The sequence below is a fragment of the Mogibacterium timidum ATCC 33093 genome (assembly GCF_000525775.1).
GTDB lineage: Bacteria > Bacillota > Clostridia > Peptostreptococcales > Anaerovoracaceae > Mogibacterium > Mogibacterium timidum.
The window spans coordinates 112,093-130,216 of sequence record NZ_JALU01000016.1; the positions used below are offsets into that span (position 1 = coordinate 112,093).

Sequence of the window (18,124 nt, forward strand, 5' to 3'; positions counted from 1 at the left end):
ACCGAGCTTAGAACCCGGCTCGGACGGTTATTTGGTAAGGAGGACACAATGGCTGTAACAGCTGCACTAGTCAAGGAACTTCGTGAACTTACAGGTTCCGGAATGATGGATTGCAAGAAGGCGTTAGTCGAGGCAGATGGAGACATCGATAAGGCGGTAGACTGGCTGCGCGAGAAGGGAATTATGAAGGCTCAGAAGAAGTCGGGCAGAATTGCTGCTGAGGGACTCGTAAGACTGGCTTTCGGAGAAGGCAATAAGGTTGCTGCAATCGCTGAGGTTAACTCCGAGACAGACTTCGTATCCAAGAACGAGGAGTTCGTAGAGTTTGTTGAAGCAGTTGCCGCTCAGGCTCTAGTCAAGGGTGACCTGGATATGGATGCTTTCATGGCAGAGCCATTCCAGGGATCGACTGTTAAGGATGTTCTGACAGCAAAGGTTGCCAAGATCGGAGAGAACCTTAACATCAGAAGATACGCTAGAGTTGCGGAAGAGGGAGTTGTATATACAGGATACATCCACGGTGGCGGCAGAATCGGCGTTATCGTTGGTATCAAGACAGCTGCAACTGCTGCTGAAATTGAGACCTGTGGTAAGGATGTAGCTATGCAGGTTGCTTCCATGAATCCTAAATTTGTTGACGAGGCAGGAGTTGATCCGGCATACCTCGAGAGCGAGAAGAAAATCCTCACGGAACAGGTTCTCAACGAGGGTAAGAAGCCGGAGATGGTTGAAAGGATCGTTGCCGGGAAGATCAAGAAGGAGCTCAAGGAGGTTTGCTTGGTTGATCAGCCGTTTGTAAAGGATAGCGAGCTCAATATCGCTCAGTACGTAGATAAGTGCGCTAAGGAAATCGGCAAGGATATGCAGGTTGTATCTATGGTTAGATTTGAAGTTGGCGAGGGTATCGAGAAGAAGGAAGATGACTTTGCAGCAGAGGTTGCTGCAGCAGTTCAGGGATAGGCTTCTATCGTTTTCCCGTAGTACTTTGATGTGCTGTGGCACTATGTCGCTCAAGGGGCATAGGTGTGACAGCTTGAATATTATTCCTGCGCATGTTCACGCATTTATGGAATTTAGGCGTAGCCGTGAGGCTGCGCCTTTTATGTACTTTGATTAAACATGCAAATAGGTGTACATGGCGTTTAGGCCGAAGGTACTGAGCTTCATGCGTCGTAGTCGCAAGCTCTGCGATGCGCGGACGCAGAGTATCGGAATTTATGTATGAATACAATAATCTCAAAAAATATTTATTTGCAAGTAAATAATATTGAACTGTATCACATATGCAATTATAATTACTCATGTGTCAGTACAAATTACTGATGCTGAATTTTCAACCCAAATGCTTATAAACACTATGGAGGTTTGTCAATGAGCGACGTAAGTATGCTAGCACCACAGGAGGTGTTTAGATATTTCAAAGAGATAAGCGACGTGCCGCGTGCTTCCCGCCACAACGAGAAGATAAGCGCATATCTCGTTAAGTTTGCCCGGGAGCACGGTCTTGAATACTATCAGGATGAAGCGTTAAATGTCATTATCTGGAAGGACGGCACTCACGGATATGAGGACTCCGATATGGTCATGATACAGGGACACATGGATATCGTTGCTGAGAAGACTGAGGACAGCGCTCACGATTTTGAGAATGATCCGTTGGAGCTTATGATTGATGGCGATTATATCACTGCAAAGGACACCACGCTCGGTGCGGACGACGGTATTGCAATCGCTATGGGTCTTGCGATTCTCGATTCGACAGATATTCCGCATCCGCCAATTGAGCTTATAGTGACAGTAGATGAGGAAATCGGCATGCTGGGGGCAAATGCTCTCGACGGTTCCAAGATCAGATCCCGCAAGATTATCAATCTCGATTCGGAGGAAGAGGGGATCATCACAGTTGGCTGCGCAGGGGCAGTAGACGTAACCACGCATTTTCCCGCACGCAGGCAGTTAGCCAAGGGCATCAAATACAAGTACGTAGTAGAGGGCCTTCTCGGTGGTCACTCCGGCAGCGACATTCATCTGGAGCGCGCAAATGCAGGAAGCATCGCAGCTAGAATGTTACTCGAAGCTAGAGAGGCAGTGCAGCTCAATATCCTGTCTATTGCAGGCGGACGTGCGACTAACGTAATACTCGGAAAGGTTGCCGGTGAGGTAATCGTTGCAGCTTCGGACGCAAAGGCTTTTGAAGAGAGCATTGCAGCTACTACGGCAGCAGTTAAGGAAGAGTACCGCACATCTGATCCCGGCATCAGAGTGGCAGTAGAGGCGGTTGGCGAGACAGAGGAAGAAGCGATTGATACAGCTTGCCAGGACAACTTCCTCAAATTCGTGCTCGCGTGTCCTGCCGGTGCCCAGCACTACAGCGTGGAGCTCGAGAATCTTGTTGAAACTTCACATTCAATCGGAGTAGTTCAGCTGGAAGGCGATGAGCTTATCACTAGGTCGATGGCCAGATCGAGTGTCAACTCACGCAAAGATTTGCTGACTAGAAAGATTACCATTATTGCAGAGGCTCTGGGCGCTACAGTTGAGTTTAGCGGCGCTTATGGCGCATGGGAATTCGACAACAAGTCGGATCTCCTGGACGTGTGCATCAAGGCGTATGAAGAGCAGTATGGTGAGAAGCCTGTTGTAAGTGCCATCCACGCAGGCGTTGAGTGCGGAAAGTGGGCGGAGAAGGTAGGCAAGATAGATGCTGTATCTATCGGCCCGGACATGTCGGGTGTTCACTCGGTGCTTGAGAAGCTCTCAATATCCTCCACTGAGAGAACATGGGAGTATGTAAAGCTTGTGCTCGCTCACTGTAAATAAAAGTTAAATAAAAGTCGGATATAACACAATAATACAAATGTATAGAGATAATACGTAGAAAGTGCTATACTGATATTAGCAGGGATGGTGGACATATTATTCCTGCTTTTTCAGGGCTTATAGTTAGATTTATCTAACTAGGTAGATAATTATCACAATCATCCTGTTATTCCATGCATTTAGCAGAGATACAGCAATATTTATATGGGTAGGTGGTGTCATATGTATTTAGAAATAGATAATATATCCAAGAGCTACGGAACCGGCGACAGCCGAGTTGTCGTTCTAAAGGGGATTTCCTGCGGAATAGAGAAGGGCGATATTTGTGTGCTGCTTGGACCGTCGGGATCCGGCAAATCAACACTTTTAAATATTGTGGGCGGTATAGATACGCCTGACAGCGGCTCGGTAACTATCGGGAGAGACTGTCTTGAGGAATTTAACGCCAACCAGCTGACTCAATACAGGCGAAAGCACCTAGGCTTCGTATTTCAGTCATACAACCTCATTCCTAACCTGACGGTCAAAGAAAACATTGAGGTCGGAGCTTATCTCAGCGATAAACCCTTGCCTGTCGATGAACTGATTGACCTGCTTGGATTGGAGGAACACAAGGACAAGCGTCCTAATCAGCTGTCCGGAGGTCAGCAGCAAAGAACATCCATAGGAAGGGCGATTGTCAAAAACCCGGATTTACTTCTATGTGATGAACCGACAGGTGCGCTGGATTACGGTACATCCAAAGAGATACTGCGTTTGATTGAAGATATTAATAATAGGTACGAAAGCACAATTGTAATTGTCACGCATAACGTGGCTATCAGTCAGATGGCACATCAGATAATTAAGCTCCACGATGGAAAAATTAGGAGCTGCGAGCGCAACACGGACAGACTATCCGCCGATGAAATCGATTGGTAGGTGGAATTATGAGAAATCCAATACACAAGCGAGTGCTTCGAGAACTGTGGATAGACAGAGGCAAATACCTTGTCTTGTTTCTTTTCCTCGTAATTTCAATCGGCTTTGCGAGCGGGTACTTTGTTGCTGATGGAAGCATGCTGCGCACATATAACGAGAGCTTTGACAGGTATAGGATCGAGAATGGTCATTTTGCACTCGCTTCCAAGCCGGACGCGCACTTTGTTGATGTAATAAGCAACCTCGAGAAAAATCAAAGTATTGAGATACAGAAGCAATACTACAAGGATCAGCGTGTGACAGCGGGAAAGTACAAAGGTGATACCTTCCGTATTTTCAAGAACAGAGATAAGTTAAACAAGATATCGCTGCACGAAGGGCGGCTGCCTGAAAGCGATGACGAGATTGCAATCGACAGACTTTACGCTGAGAACAATAAAATTAGCATTGGTGATAAGCTTGAGGTAAACGGCAAAGAGTTCAAGGTGTCGGGACTTAGTTCATTTTCCGACTACAGTGCGATGTTTCGTAACAACTCTGATACAGTGTTTGATGCTCAGAATTTCTCGGTGGTGATTGTGAGTGACGAGGCTTGGAATGAAATCGGGGATGACGGCATTGTATATTCTTATGCTTGGCGCAACAACAACCAGAGCCTGTCTGATAAGAAACAAAAGGATAAGGCCGAGGATATCAAGGATGAGCTGCTACAGAGGGTGATGCTGAGCGACATCGTGGCAAGGCCGGACAACAGCGCGATAAAGTTCACCGGAGACGATTTTGGACATGACATGGTCATGATGCAGTGGATGCTGTACATAATCATGGTCGTAATCGCGTTTATATTCGCCATCACTGCACGAAACGGTATAGAAAAGGAAGCTCGCACTATAGGAACACTGCGTGCAACAGGATATACGAGACGTGAATTGCTGGGGTACTATTTAAGGCTGCCTATACTTCTGGCTTTGGCCGCTGCTGTAGTAGGCAATATTTTAGGATATACTCGTCTGAAAGAGCTAATTGCCAAGGCCTACTATCATAGCTACTCCTTGCCGCCATACACGACGCACTGGAACGGAGAGGCTTTTATAAAGACGACCGTCATACCGCTTATCATTATCTCGGTTGTAAATGTCCTGGTTGTTTCCATTGCACTCAGGACTGATACAATACAGTTTCTGCGAGGTGATATCAGGAACAAGAAGTCTTCCGGGACCCCTGTTAGACTTCCCAATTACAGCTTTGTCGCCAGATTCAGAACCCGTATTATTTTTCATAATATCGGTGCCTACATAACACTTGCGGTAGGAATTCTTCTGGCGGCGGTGCTTATGATGTTCGGGCTCATGCTCCATCCTATGCTGGAGCATTTCAGGGGAGATATCCAAGACAGCCAGATCGCAAAATATCAATACGTGCTGAAAGCCCCATATGAGGTGAAATACGGAGGTGCGGAAAAGTACGCTTATTCGACACTCCAAAATGAGAGAGATGAAGAAATCGGCGTGTACGGTATCACGGAAGACTCGGCATATTTCAATGGTAAGCTGGTGAAGTCGTCAGATGAAATTGACGATAATGAAATTGAAGTCCTTGCGTCGAGCGCCTATATGGAAAAGTATAGGCTCAAGGATGGCGCGAAGGTCAAGCTACACGAGAAGTTTGGGAATAAAAAGTATACGTTTGTGCTCAAGAGATCATGCAAATATCCTGCAGCGTTAACCGTTTTTATGCCGCTGAAGACATACAACAGGGTGTTCGATAAGCCTGAGGATAACTATATAGGATATTTCTCAGACAAGAAGCTGACCGAGATAGACAAGAATTTAGTTGCAACAACAATTACCAAGAGGGATTTGGAACTCACGGCTAATCAACTGGAATCGTCAATGGGCAAAATTTTCGTCATGTTTGAGATATTTGCGACCGCACTGTACCTGCTGTTCCTGTACCTGCTCGCCAAATCGGCAATTGAAAAAAGTGCAGGTTCCATCTCGCTGGTCAAGATACTCGGTTATTCAGATCGTGAGATTGCGATGCTGTACAGCAGAGCGACAGGAATAGTTGCGATTACTTCGCTTGCCATCTCAGCGGTGGTAGCAAAGCTCGTTATCAACGAGGTGTTCTATTACATGATGCTCAATTACAGCGGGTATCTGACGTATTATATAGTTCCGGCAGTGTACGTTAAGCTGCTGGCTACAGGAATAGTGGGGTATCTCGTAATATCCAGGATTCTCCTCAGGCATATCAAGAGAATTCCAATGGCTATAGCCTTGAAGCAGGCCGAGTAGTTGAAAGCGTATATCACCGGGATATATCAATCCGAGGCGAGAAAATTATATTTGAACATGTGAGTTGAAGAGTTGAAACACAATTCCGCAAAAGTGGAGGAGATGTCCTCTCCTTCACAGGCTATAGATAAAGCCTCGCCCAAATAAGGGCGAGGCTTTATCTGCGGTCTGTGCCAAACGGGTACTACACGTCTTACTCTTTACAACTAACAGATGCAGCAGCCAATCAATCATTATCAAAAAGGGTAATGATAGTGTGAAATACGAATAATAATATTGCAGTTTTTGATATAACCTCAGCAGCAGCTAAACCATCCAATTACTCCGGAATTCGCTCCAAACCAAGGTTCAGAGAATATAAGATGTGTTTGCGCGCAGAAAACTATACCGACTACTGTTATCACAAGTTTAACTATTAATTTGTATTTATCCTTATAAATTTTCATTATTGATAATCCTTTATTTTGTATGCATTGTGTGAGAATATATAAATCATAGTACCATTTCTTCAAGCTTTCAATAGTGATATTCCATTTCTTCAAAATTAAGATCGATGATAAGTACCGTATCTTCCAACATTGTATCAAAAAGCACCCTGCATTGTACAGAATGCTTCGATATTCGGGTAGTTCGCCTTCAAAATGTGTAATTGACATCCTTTATAGTTTTTATTTTTCAATTCACAAAATATGTACCAATGAATATTTCTCTTGTAAATGGTGGCATTTTATATATTGGAGTGGAGGATTTTTTGCTTAATGAAGCAATCATAGATTTATAAAGATATTTTGTGTCATTCGCTTGGTACGAGAGGGCGGATGGATTCTGCATTGCAATTGTACATCAACCTACACTAATTACGCACTAATATAGATACAAGTTTTAACGTGTTTTAACGTAAAGCCGGAATTTGGTAGAATATACGTGACGATTAATATATGGAGTATATAGAGTGATTATACGAGGCGTTACGATTAGAGAGGGAGAGCTGGCGATACACGGCAAGTGGTACATGGACGGCCGCGATGAGAAACTCCCGACTGTTATTATATGTCACGAATTCGGAACCAACATGCGGTTCACCGGCAGATATGCACAGATGCTGTGCAGGCAGGGGTATGCGGTGTTCTGCTTTGATTTCTGCGGTTCAGAAAGCGGTACAAGTCAGGGGCGCAAGTCGACAGAGATGAGCGTTACGACGGAAGTGGTAGATTTGCTGGTGGTGCTCGACTATGTCGAGTCGAGACCGTTTGTCAATACCGATGCTGTTTTCCTCATGGGCTGTTCGCAGGGCGGACTGGTTGCATCTTTGGCGGCTGAGAAACGCAAGGACGAGGTCAGGAAACTCGTCCTCTACTACCCGGCTCTGTCTATACCGGACGATGCTCGTAAGGGCTCAATGCTCGGAGCTGTATTTAACGGAGATGAGATACCCGAGAGCTTCAAGGTGCTTAACGACAAATTCAGAGTGGGAAAGCGCTACGTCGCCGACGCGATAAAGCTCAGTGAATGGCGTGAGATGATGAGGTACAAGAACCCGGTGTTAATCGTGCATGGGACAGAGGATGAACTTGTGGATATCGACTACGCGCGTAAGGCGGCAAAGATTTTTCCTAATGCTACGCTCGTCGAAATTGAGGGTGGCAAGCACCTGTTCCCGACACTTAAAGAGAGAAAAATTGCTGTAGAGGCGGCGATTAGATTTCTTTGGGAGTAGCAGTCGGCGTGGATTGGTGATACAATCTAGAAGGTATATTTTATTAAGAGCTGCGCTTGGGATACTAGGAGGAGCGAAATGCAGGAGTTTAAACCTTTTAAAGAAGGCAAGGTGCGTGAGATCTACGACAACGGAGACAGTTTGATTATGGTTGCCACCGATAGGATTTCAGCGTTTGACCATATTTTGAAGAACGACATTGTTGACAAGGGAGCGATTCTGACTCAGCTGTCGAAATTCTGGTTCGACCTGACAGAGGATATTGTTCCTAATCACTTGATTTCGGTAGACACGAACGATATGCCGGAATTCTTTAGAAATGAGAAGTTTGCTCGCCGCAGTACCATGTGCCGTAAGCTGGATATGCTTCCTCTGGAGTGCATTGTCAGAGGATATATTACCGGCAGCGGCTGGGCAAGTTATAAGAATACAGGCGAGATATGCGGCATCAAGCTGCCCGAAGGACTTAAAGAGTCTGAGAAGCTGCCCGAGCCAATTTACACACCGAGTACCAAGGCTGAGCTGGGAGAACACGATGAGAATATCTCCTATGAGAAGAGCGTTGAGGTGCTGGAAAAGGCTTATCCGGGTAGAGGTGAGGAGCTGGCCAAGAAGGCTAAGGAGCTCACACTTTCTGTATATAAGAAGTGTGCAGATTACGCACTGGAGAGAGGTATTATCATCGCTGATACCAAGCTTGAGTTCGGTCTGGACGAGGATGGCAACGTGGTGCTTGCGGATGAAGTGCTGACACCTGACAGCTCGCGATTCTGGCCGGTTGCCGGCTATGAGGTTGGAAGGTCACAACCTTCATATGACAAGCAGTTTGTAAGAGATTGGCTCAAGGCTAATCCTGACAGTGATTATAAGCTTCCGGACGATGTCATAGCCGGGACTATCGAGAAGTACAAGGATGCATATAAGCTGCTTACCGGAGAGGCTTTCCGGGATACCGGAATATGATTAAAATTGAGAGCTGCTAACGCGGCTCTCAAACTATGTAGGTTGTTTTATGAATTTTATGTTTTATCTGAGCAGCGTATTGCTCGGTGTCGGGCTGGCTATGGACGCTTTTACGGTTTCAATTGCAAACGGTATGAGCAATCAGAATACCGGGTTCGGTACAGCCTTGCGCATCACAGCGGTATACGCATTCTTTCAATTCACAATGCCGATGCTGGGCTGGTTCCTGGTGCATGAAGCGGTAAATGCATTAAGTTTATTCAACAGGTTCGTCCCATGGATCGCACTCATTCTACTGGTGCATCTGGGCGGACGTATGATATTCGAGGGCTTGCACGGCAGGAGTGAAGCGAACAGAGTTGAAGGTGAGCCGGACGGCTTGGAGGCGACCCTGACATCTCCAACCGGACTCGCGCTTTGGGCGTTTCTATTGCAGGGCATTGCGACATCTATCGATGCATTGTCAATCGGATTTGCAATAACCGCATATGACGTCAAAATGGCGTTTGTCTGTTCGACTATCATCGCCGCGGTGACATGGGGAATGTGTGTGACGGGCATATTTATCGGTAAAAGGGTTGGAAAACTGTTTTCAGCGCACGCTACTATTGTGGGAGGCATAATTCTTGTACTGATTGGCATAGAAGTGTTTGCAAAAGGCGCACTGCTATAATAGAATTACACTGATATTGATATTCTAATGATACGAAATTTTTAATTGTAAGGAGACATTTGATTGGAGATTTTTTTTAAAATCGTGAGTCTGCTCGGCGGACTTGCAATGTTCCTTTATGGAATGCGCATCATGGGAGACGGTCTAAAGTCGACTTCCGGTGGTGCTATGAAGGCGGCACTTGCGAGAGTTACCGATAAGCCGTTTAAGGGCTTTCTTCTCGGATTGGTCGTGACATGTATGATCCAGAGCTCTACCGCCGCAATTGTGCTTACAGTAGGCCTGGTAGGTGCGGGCTTTCTGACATTCAGACAGTCGATCGGAATCGTGCTGGGAGCCAACGTAGGAACAACTATTACGGCACAGATTATCAGACTGATGGACGTCAAGGCAGGGTCATCAAGCATCCTGTACTTCTTCAAGTCCGACAACCTCGCTCCGATGGCACTGATCGCAGGCATTATCCTGATTATGTTTATCGGATCCAGATCAGCGACCACGGCCGGAACCATACTCATGGGCTTCGGTACGCTGTTTGTAGGGCTTATGAACATGAGTGCAGCTGTTTCGCATATGGGGGATATGCTGAGCAGGCTGCTTGTATCGTTTGAAGGCAACCCGCTGCTAGGGTTCCTATCAGGAGTATTTGTTACAGGCATAATCCAGAGTTCATCGGCGGTAGTCGGAATACTGCAGTCCATCGCGAGTACCATCGGCATCAAATTCTGTGGAGTATTTGCAGTAATAATCGGTGTCGATATAGGTGACTGCCTCACAACATATCTGGTGTGTCGCATCGGCGCAAAGCCGGAGCAGATTAGAACCGCACTCGTGCATATCCTGTACAACGTGACAGCGTCAATTCTGCTGTTCATCGCGGTTGGCGTTTTCAGAGGAACCGGTATCATCGATGACAATCTGTGGTTCATGACGCTTAGAGCCGGAGGAGTTGCTAATGTGCACGGATTATTCAAACTGATCCCGGCGCTGATACTGCTCCCATGCGCAGGCCTGTTTGCAAAAGTCGCAGAGCGTCTGGTACCGGATCAGCCGGAGGATCCTGAGGATACGATGATCAAGGAGAGTATCAAGCAGCTTGACCTCAGGCTTATCACCAACCCCAGAATTGCCCTCGGTGAGACTCACTCGATGACGAGCAATATGTTTGAGGTATCTCTGCACAACTATACGGCTTGTATTCAGCAGATGTACGAGTATGATCCTAAGCGTAACGAGCGTATGAATCAGCGCGAGGACATGATTGACATGATGACTGACGTGGCGGACAAGTACGTGGTAGAAATTTCGCCGCATATTACGCTCGACTATGATGACAGGTACCAGAGCTTCCTGATGAAGGGGCTGGTAAGCATCGAAAGGATCGGCGACCTGGCAATCAATATCATGCAGTCAATCATCAACATGAAGAGTGAGGACGTGCAGTTTTCCAACGTCGCTATGGCTGAGCTCAGAGTGCTCATGACTGCTGTCAATGATATCCTGGAGATGACAGCAGACGCATATAAGGAAAAGAGCCACAGCATGGCTCAGAGAATAGAACCTCTTGAAGAGGTTATCGACGAGCTGGTAGATAAGGTTAGACGCAGACACATGTGGAGGATGAAGCATAATCTGTGTGAAGTTGTCCGCGGTATCAGCTTCCAGAATATTATTCAGAATCTCGAGCGTATATCGGACCAGTGCTCTGACCTTGGAGTCAACATACTTGGTCTCGAGGACGAGTCGATTAACGGCAACGAGCACCAGTATCTGAGGGATATTCATCATTCGGATGATCCGCTGTACAACAGGCTGTTTGCAAAATATAAGGCTAAATACATGGGTGTTCTCGATTCTATTGCAGTCGATTCGGTAAACGGGAATGAGGAAGAAGTCGAGAAGCAGCTTAAGCTGGATATTGAGATTTAACAGGCATTATGAAGACAACCAACAAATTGCTTTTTGAATTACAGGACGGAGTATATGATTCGTGCATCGAGGCTGTGACCGGCCCTGGCAGCGACTCTCGCATGAGGGAGAGTCTTGAGGCTGCACTGCACGGCTTCGAGGGAGACTTCGGGCAGATGGAAGTATCTGTATACGGCGCTCCGTTTGCAGTGCCGCTGCTGGGAGAATTTACCGAACCTCAGAATGGTGCTGTTCTCAGCGCAGCGATAGATAGCGAACTCATCTTGGTGATATGCGAGTCGGAAGACAAGATGGTTCACCTTTATTCAGAAGCAAAGGGTCTTATAGAGCTGGATCCTTGGGGTCTTAAACGCAATGAGAACGAAGTGCGCAGCGAGAAAGGTCTGGTTCGCGGAATCCTGTCAGAACTGAAACAGCGCGGATATGAGATTGGGGGATTCAATGCGTACATACTCGGTAGAGCGCCATTTGATATAGACGAGATATATGTACCTACCCTCGAGGTGCTCCTGACGAGAGCGATATATGAACTCTTCAACTCAGGGGAGCTGAGCAAGTATGAGCTCGCAGAGATAGGGCAGGGTGCATCAAACTCTCATTATGATATTCCGAGCGGGATCGCTCGTCAGCTGGCTGCAGAGATGGGAGGAATAAGCTTTGCGGATTTCAAGAGGCCGGGTATCCCGATTTCGAGCAAGGTTGCGGGCGAAGCGTTGCCGCGCGATTACAGGATTGTGCTTACACAGCTTTATCCGAAGGCTATTCTTAACGAACGTACAGATATAGATGCGTTGGGAGATGTAGCTAGGGAGCTGAGACAGGCAGCCGGCGTGATTGGAACCGGGGTCCTGAGAGATGTGCCAAATGATGTGGTTATAGAGCATTCGGCAGCCATACGTGACAAGCTGGGTGACAGAGCCCTGTTGAGATCATTTTGCTATATGGGGGAAGTTGTGCGAACCCTTGAGGCCGGCAGCTACATTATCACCGATGATGTCGATAAATTCTTGAATACTTTCAAGCTGGCAGGAAACTCGCGTTTTAAGTATCTGCAGTCGTATGGTGTAGCAAATGCTCCGACCTTTGAGGACCTTGCAATCGCGCTTGCAGTAAGCGACGAGCTCCTATATGATGGCGGCGCTTCGGCAATTATGGGAGACGGAACGAAGGGGATATCCATTGCAATTGCCGGATCCGGGAGAGTCGATGATTATGTCAAATCCATGCAGCTGATATTTGGCAGCGGATCTGAGGATGAGATTTCGGATGTGTGTTGCTTCAGTAGCTGCGGACTGTTCAGATTAGTGTGAACGGCACGAGGAAGCCTTCCGGCAAATTGTCTGGCAGGCTTGCTGATGAGCCGGGAACAAACATCACGATGGAGTTCGTGCCCGGACACGCTGTTGATAAGTATAATATATAGCGAATACAAAACGCTGCACTCCCCGCAAAGAGTGCAGCGTTTTCAGTACCGTTGTTATATTAAAATCAGCTTTTAGTGTGAAACAGTTCGGGCAGGCATACTCGGAACATCAGCGAGCACTTTCGGTACTGTCATATCCTCCAACGCTATCAGCTCCAACCCTATAGTCATCTCCGGACTTGCCTGCGAGCAGCCTGTATAGTTCCGCGTTGCTGGCCAGCACGTACGGGAAGGTCCAAAATATTCCTACGATTCCTCCGGTGATTACGCTGAGCAGATGCCAACCTATAAACGAGAGATCAAATACAAAAGACTTCCATTTATTGCCCATCATCATTTCTTCGGAACGTGCAAGCGCTTCGTTGGTATTGATATCCGGATTCTCTGCCAAGATGTATGGAACCATTCGGTACGCATAGGATTTGATTATTCCCGGAACAATCAGAACGAGTGTCCATAGGAATATCCAAAGGTTACTGAAGAACATGGTTTTAGTAACATTGAGGTAATTGCTTTTGAATCCGTCACCGAGATGCGTTCCCTTAGCTTCACCCGTAGAGTTGTGAAGGAAAAACGAGTATATGCTCACATTGAGCGGGTTTAAGACAAATATTCTGACAGCAAGTCCGATCGTGAAAGTTATCAGAAATACGCCCAGAATAATGATGCTTAATTGATACAGCGTATAGCTGTCTGCCATGCTATATGACGATGAGGAATGAATGGTGTTATGTGAATCAGAGGTATGTCCGAATTTGCGTATTACGGTTAAGCCACCGGCTACAAATAATACATATATCAGGCTCACGAGCACCGAATTCCAGTAGTTTGCCATGAATCGTTTTCTGCCCTTAGCTCTAAGCTCCGGTCTGTTTATCAACATATTTATCTCCTTTATCTCCTTAAATTTAATGTACGTCTACAATAGGATAAATTACCGATTATGTCATGTCAATTTGATACCGTGCACTTTAAGAAAAAATTAAATACGGGCAGCGAACTGTCCCGACTTACCGGACCGGTATCGTTACCCGTATGATTATTTGAACTTGAAGCCTGCGCTGCAGTAACCTGTGGCCGGCTTGGTATGCGGTCTCCCTTGCTACTTGCCGATATATCTGCTCTCGATGTAGTAGCGCTTCTCGTTAGCTTCGCCCATCGAGAACGTCTTTCTAGGCAGTGCGCCATCTGCTGCGACTGCAGGGAAGAGCATGAACTTGTCCATAGCCGGAAGTGCGAAGCCGGCATTGCCGGTCTCGGCAGAAAGCGACTCAAGCGCCTTGGTGCCGTGGATGTAGTCGATGTCCACGGATTTTCTCTCTTTAACCAACACGTCCAGAGCATTCTGAAGAACACCTACCTCCAGCTGAGCGGAAGGTCCTTCTACGATGATGGTTCCTCTTACTCCACCCGCCAGGCATGGAATTGCAAATCCGCCAGCCGGAGCAGCTGTTCCCTCCGGGGCGAGGTAGGCCTTCTCGTTCTGCTCGTTGAGCAGCTCAACTGCCTCCTGTACAAGCTCCTCACCGGACTGTCCGTTCTTGGCAAAGATGACACGGTGAATTGGCTCAAATACGATACCCTCGTCGTGGATGTTCTCAATTTCGCATAGTGCATATCTCGCAGGGTGAGTTTCAATTTCCTCCGGGGATAGAGTTTTCTTGATATTTTCCCAGTTAGTCTTAGCTGTAGCGAGCGAGTGGTTGCCGTCCCCCATAGCCTGGAAGATTACATTACCGGCACCATACTTCGCCTCTGCCTTGTCGTATAGAGCGGAAAGCGCTGCCTGTGCACCGGCAAGCTCTTTTTCCTCGATGAAGCAACCGGTGATATGTCCGCCATCGAGCATTAGGTCTGTATCGTAGATCTGCTTCATAGGTGCGTTGACAAGTGGCTCTATTACACTCTTGTCCGGGTCGTCGATAAGAATCAGAATGTGTGGGAGCTCAATAGGAGCACCTTCTCTGATTCTAAGTCTAGGTGGAATTCTTTCAACAACAGTTCCCTCGGTGGCTCTGGTGAGCGATGTGGAACCCTTGTTAAAGTCATAAGCTTCGAGGTCTGTAGCTATTACGAGACCGAGACGAGTACGTCCTTCGGCGGTTCTCTTGACTAGCATGCAGCCGGATGCGAGGGTCTCGAGCGTGCCGTCGGACATGTATTTGTCCATATTCTCGCGGATAGCTTTGATTCTATCTGCTTCACCTTCCTTATCCAGATAGATTTCAGGCAGCATGAGGCGAAGTGCCGATGGTGCATCTCCAACAATTTCTTCTACCTGCTTCCAATACTCAGGTTCAGAAGTATACTGGTCACAGGCTACCACAGCCCACTTTTCGTAGTCTGTACCGTCCTTAGGTACCATTATTTCAGGGATATGGAAACCAAACTTGTTCCAATTATACATTGCCATTGCTTTAATACCTCCTGTGGTCATTCAATTTATATATTCCCGACATTTCTATTATTTATTATCGAAGCGCAAAATGCAATAATTCAATTCTGTTTATAGATTAAAACAAAAAATGTTTTCAAGTCTGGTAAAGTTAATACAGGTTGCTGTATATTAGTCAATGACGTGAGACTTGTTTTACAAAAAAGAAAAAGATCGTTTATTATAAATTAGAATATATCCGTAAGAATAAAGAGTTTATATATAAGTAGGATAAACATGTACATAGACAGAGAGAAACAGTTAGAATTATTTGATAAATACAATACGCCGGAGCGCGTGAGACGTCATTGCAACGAGGTTGCGAGGGTTGCTCGCATAATCGCGGAGAGACTCAACTCCAAGGGCTATGACATTAATATTGATGAACTCTATGGAGCGGCGCTGGTGCACGATGTGCTGAGAGCTGAGAAGGAGCATGACAAGCGCGGTGCGGAAATCCTGCTCGGACTTAATCTGCCCCGTGAGGCGGAGCTGGTCAGACGTCACATGACGTACGAGCCGTTCAATCATGCCGGAGACTTTGAGGAAATAGACATCCTGTGTCTGGCAGACAGGGTGGTAAAGGAAGACCGCTATGTGGGGTTAGATGAACGCATGCAGTACCTGATAGATAAGCCGGGCAAGAATCCTGAGCGGACAGCGAGGATACTCAAAGCCAAGATGCATACTCAGGGCATTATCGATGAACTTGAAGCTGTTATGGGCATAAGCCTGGATGCTCTGTGTGAAAAGTAATTCTGCTTGCCCATCCTATGACCCGGGGGTGCTGTGACCCGGGGTGTTTTTCGGTTAAATTTCTGCATAGATTGATGCAGAAGCTGTTTGCGGATGTCGGATAATGTGCCTTACGATTATAGACTATAGACAGATTATTCCGCCGCCGAGCACGTAATCTCCGTCGTAGATGACGACTGATTGACCTCCGGTGATAGCACGCTGCGGTTCATCGAATATGATTCTGACTTCGGTTTCGTTAATAGGGATGATTGTTGCAGGAGCCTCCTTGTGCTTGTAGCGAATTCTGGCCTTGGCTCTAAACTTCGCGTCCGGGCATGCGATTGATACCCAGTTGAAATCCCTGGCGACCAGCTCTCTTGTAAATAGATCCTCGTTTGATCCGAGCACTACCTCATTGTTTTCTACATCAATATACTGCACATACATTGGTTGCTTGAGGGCGAGACCGAGACCTTTTCTCTGCCCAACCGTATAGTGGATGATGCCCTTGTGTACGCCGAGCACATTGCCATCCATATCTACGAAGTTGCCAGGCTCGTGTCTTTTGCCGGTATACCTTTCGATAAACGCGGCATAGTTTCCGTCAGGAATGAAGCAGATGTCCTGACTCTCCCTGCGTTTTGCGTTTATGAAGCCATGATCTTCAGCGATTTTGCGGGTTTCCGCCTTGTGTAGAAGCCCGAGAGGGAACATCGTGTGTGCAAGCTGTTCCTGTGTTAGCGTGTACAGCACGTAGCTTTGATCCTTGGACAGATCCGCAGCTTTCTTGAGCTTGTATCTGCCGTCATCCCCATGTTCAATTATCGCGTAGTGGCCGGTGGCGATATAATCTTGATTCAATTCTTGACCGGCTCTGTACAGCTCGTCGAATTTTAATGTTCTGTTGCATTCGATGCATGGGTTAGGTGTCAGACCGTGCTCATAGGCATCGATAAATTTATCGATGACCTCTCTTTCAAACTCAGCCCTGAAGTCATATACCGTAAAGAGAATATCTAATTTATTTGCCACGCTGCATGCATCGTTTATGCTGTCAAGGCTGCAGCACGTTCCGGAACTGATACCAATCGTATGGTTATCATATAGCCGCATTGTTACGCCGGTCGTTTCGTAACCGGCATTTCGTACGAGAAGGGCAGCTACACTGCTGTCTACACCGCCGCTCATAGCGACGAGAACTTTCTTGCACATGTCTAGTCTCCTGATCTGTATTTAACTTACAAATTATATCATATAAAACATGTGCCGGTCTGAGCACGAGAAAAATCACATTATATTTTAATAAAAGCATATTGACGCGAATACATATTAGGAGTATATTCTAAATAGACATATGAATAATTGCTCATATGAACGAATGTGAAATTCATTTTCGTGTTGAAAAGGAGAGCGCATGGCTATTAATGATACACCTCACTGCGAGATTAGCGAAGTACACGGCAGCACAGTAGAGCGGGTAGTGGGAGCAATGCCCGACGAAGACGAAATCTTTGATTTATCTGAATTATTCAAGGTATTTGGCGATTCCACCAGAATGAAGATTCTGTTCGCACTTTTCGAAGAAAAGCTGTGCGTGTGTGACCTTGCCGAGGCTTTGGGCATGACACAGTCTGCTATATCCCATCAGCTCAAGCTTCTGAAGCAGGCCAAGCTGGTCAAGTTCTCGAGAGCCGGCAAGATGGTGATCTATGAGCTGGCCGATGAGCATGTCAGGACTATAATCGCTGTCGGCAGAGAGCATATCGAAGAGCTATAGCTCTAAATAGACGGCTTATATATAACGGCATGGGTCTTATATCATGGCGAATAGCGTACTTTGATGTGGATCTGTCAGGCAGCGGTGTAGATTACACCGACGAAATTTATAAACCAATGCAAGGTATCAGTATAAAAAGGAGTAAATCATGAAGAAAAAATTCAAGTGCGAGATTGATTGTGCGAACTGTGCAGCAAAGGTTGAAGATGCAATCAAGAAGCTGGATGGGGTTGAGGATGCCAAGGTTAACTTTCTGGCTCAGAAGTTCACTCTTGTTGCAGCTGATGATAAATTTGACGAAATTCTGACTACAGCTATCAAGACAGGCAAGAAAATTGAGTCGGAGTTTGAGGTTGAGCTGTAAGCAATAAACTGATCAAGCTCTTGGGAATAATCTATTTTCTTGGATATATGTGCAGCGATTTGCTTAGA

General features: G+C 46.5%; 15 protein-coding genes. 12 read left to right on the top strand and 3 right to left on the bottom strand.

Annotation, left to right across the window (positions count from 1 at the left end; all coding sequences use genetic code 11):
• Positions 1–48: 48 nt before the first annotated feature.
• From tsf to HMPREF0581_RS04250, 9 genes are all read left to right on the top strand, one after another.
• The gene (tsf, locus tag HMPREF0581_RS04210; protein ID WP_009644283.1) at positions 49–960 is read left to right on the top strand and encodes a translation elongation factor Ts; all 912 of its coding nucleotides are present in this window, start codon (positions 49–51) and stop codon (positions 958–960) included.
• 411 nt (positions 961–1,371) lie between these two features.
• Positions 1,372–2,820, top strand: coding sequence for an aminoacyl-histidine dipeptidase (locus tag HMPREF0581_RS04215; protein WP_009644289.1), 1,449 nt, complete (start codon positions 1,372–1,374; stop codon positions 2,818–2,820).
• A 222-nt stretch (positions 2,821–3,042) separates the two neighbouring features.
• A complete protein-coding gene (locus tag HMPREF0581_RS04220; RefSeq protein ID WP_036380658.1) occupies positions 3,043–3,741 on the top strand; it encodes an ABC transporter ATP-binding protein in 699 nt (232 codons plus the stop codon).
• An 8-nt stretch (positions 3,742–3,749) separates the two neighbouring features.
• A complete protein-coding gene (locus HMPREF0581_RS04225) occupies positions 3,750–6,038 on the top strand; it encodes an ABC transporter permease (protein ID WP_036380659.1) in 2,289 nt (762 codons plus the stop codon).
• Positions 6,039–6,990: 952 nt separating this feature from the next.
• Positions 6,991–7,755, top strand: coding sequence for an alpha/beta hydrolase (locus HMPREF0581_RS04230; RefSeq protein ID WP_051426929.1), 765 nt, complete (start codon positions 6,991–6,993; stop codon positions 7,753–7,755).
• Positions 7,756–7,833: 78 nt separating this feature from the next.
• Positions 7,834–8,718 carry a phosphoribosylaminoimidazolesuccinocarboxamide synthase gene (locus HMPREF0581_RS04235; RefSeq protein ID WP_009644287.1) on the top strand — a complete coding sequence of 295 codons (885 nt, stop codon included), beginning with the start codon at positions 7,834–7,836 and terminating at the stop codon, positions 8,716–8,718.
• Positions 8,719–8,767: 49 nt separating this feature from the next.
• A complete protein-coding gene (locus HMPREF0581_RS04240) occupies positions 8,768–9,391 on the top strand; it encodes a manganese efflux pump MntP (RefSeq protein WP_036380661.1) in 624 nt (207 codons plus the stop codon).
• Between the two features lie 63 nt (positions 9,392–9,454).
• Positions 9,455–11,320, top strand: coding sequence for a Na/Pi cotransporter family protein (locus HMPREF0581_RS04245; RefSeq protein WP_036380662.1), 1,866 nt, complete (start codon positions 9,455–9,457; stop codon positions 11,318–11,320).
• Positions 11,321–11,328: 8 nt separating this feature from the next.
• Positions 11,329–12,630: a hypothetical protein gene (locus tag HMPREF0581_RS04250; protein WP_036380663.1), complete on the top strand. Its 1,302-nt coding sequence runs from the start codon at positions 11,329–11,331 to the stop codon at positions 12,628–12,630.
• A 222-nt stretch (positions 12,631–12,852) separates the two neighbouring features.
• On the opposite strand, the gene HMPREF0581_RS04255 is transcribed toward HMPREF0581_RS04250, so the two are convergent.
• A complete protein-coding gene (locus HMPREF0581_RS04255) occupies positions 12,853–13,626 on the bottom strand; it encodes a DUF975 family protein (RefSeq protein ID WP_051426930.1) in 774 nt (257 codons plus the stop codon).
• Between the two features lie 219 nt (positions 13,627–13,845).
• Complete coding sequence (locus HMPREF0581_RS04260; protein ID WP_009644251.1) at positions 13,846–15,156, bottom strand: DUF1015 domain-containing protein; 1,311 nt, start codon at positions 15,154–15,156, stop codon at positions 13,846–13,848.
• Between the two features lie 258 nt (positions 15,157–15,414).
• Between HMPREF0581_RS04260 and HMPREF0581_RS04265 the strand changes: the two genes are divergently transcribed.
• Entirely contained in the window at positions 15,415–15,933 is a 519-nt protein-coding gene (locus HMPREF0581_RS04265; RefSeq protein WP_009644361.1) for an HD domain-containing protein, read from the top strand.
• Positions 15,934–16,056: 123 nt separating this feature from the next.
• On the opposite strand, the gene mnmA is transcribed toward HMPREF0581_RS04265, so the two are convergent.
• Positions 16,057–17,127, bottom strand: coding sequence for a tRNA 2-thiouridine(34) synthase MnmA (gene mnmA / locus HMPREF0581_RS04270; protein WP_009644247.1), 1,071 nt, complete (start codon positions 17,125–17,127; stop codon positions 16,057–16,059).
• 202 nt (positions 17,128–17,329) lie between these two features.
• On the opposite strand from mnmA, the gene HMPREF0581_RS04275 reads away from it, so the two are divergent.
• Together HMPREF0581_RS04275 and HMPREF0581_RS04280 are read left to right on the top strand one after the other, a co-directional pair.
• Positions 17,330–17,692, top strand: coding sequence for an ArsR/SmtB family transcription factor (locus tag HMPREF0581_RS04275; protein WP_009644259.1), 363 nt, complete (start codon positions 17,330–17,332; stop codon positions 17,690–17,692).
• Positions 17,693–17,840: 148 nt separating this feature from the next.
• Positions 17,841–18,056: a cation transporter gene (locus HMPREF0581_RS04280; protein ID WP_009644258.1), complete on the top strand. Its 216-nt coding sequence runs from the start codon at positions 17,841–17,843 to the stop codon at positions 18,054–18,056.
• The last annotated feature ends 68 nt before the right edge of the window (positions 18,057–18,124 follow it).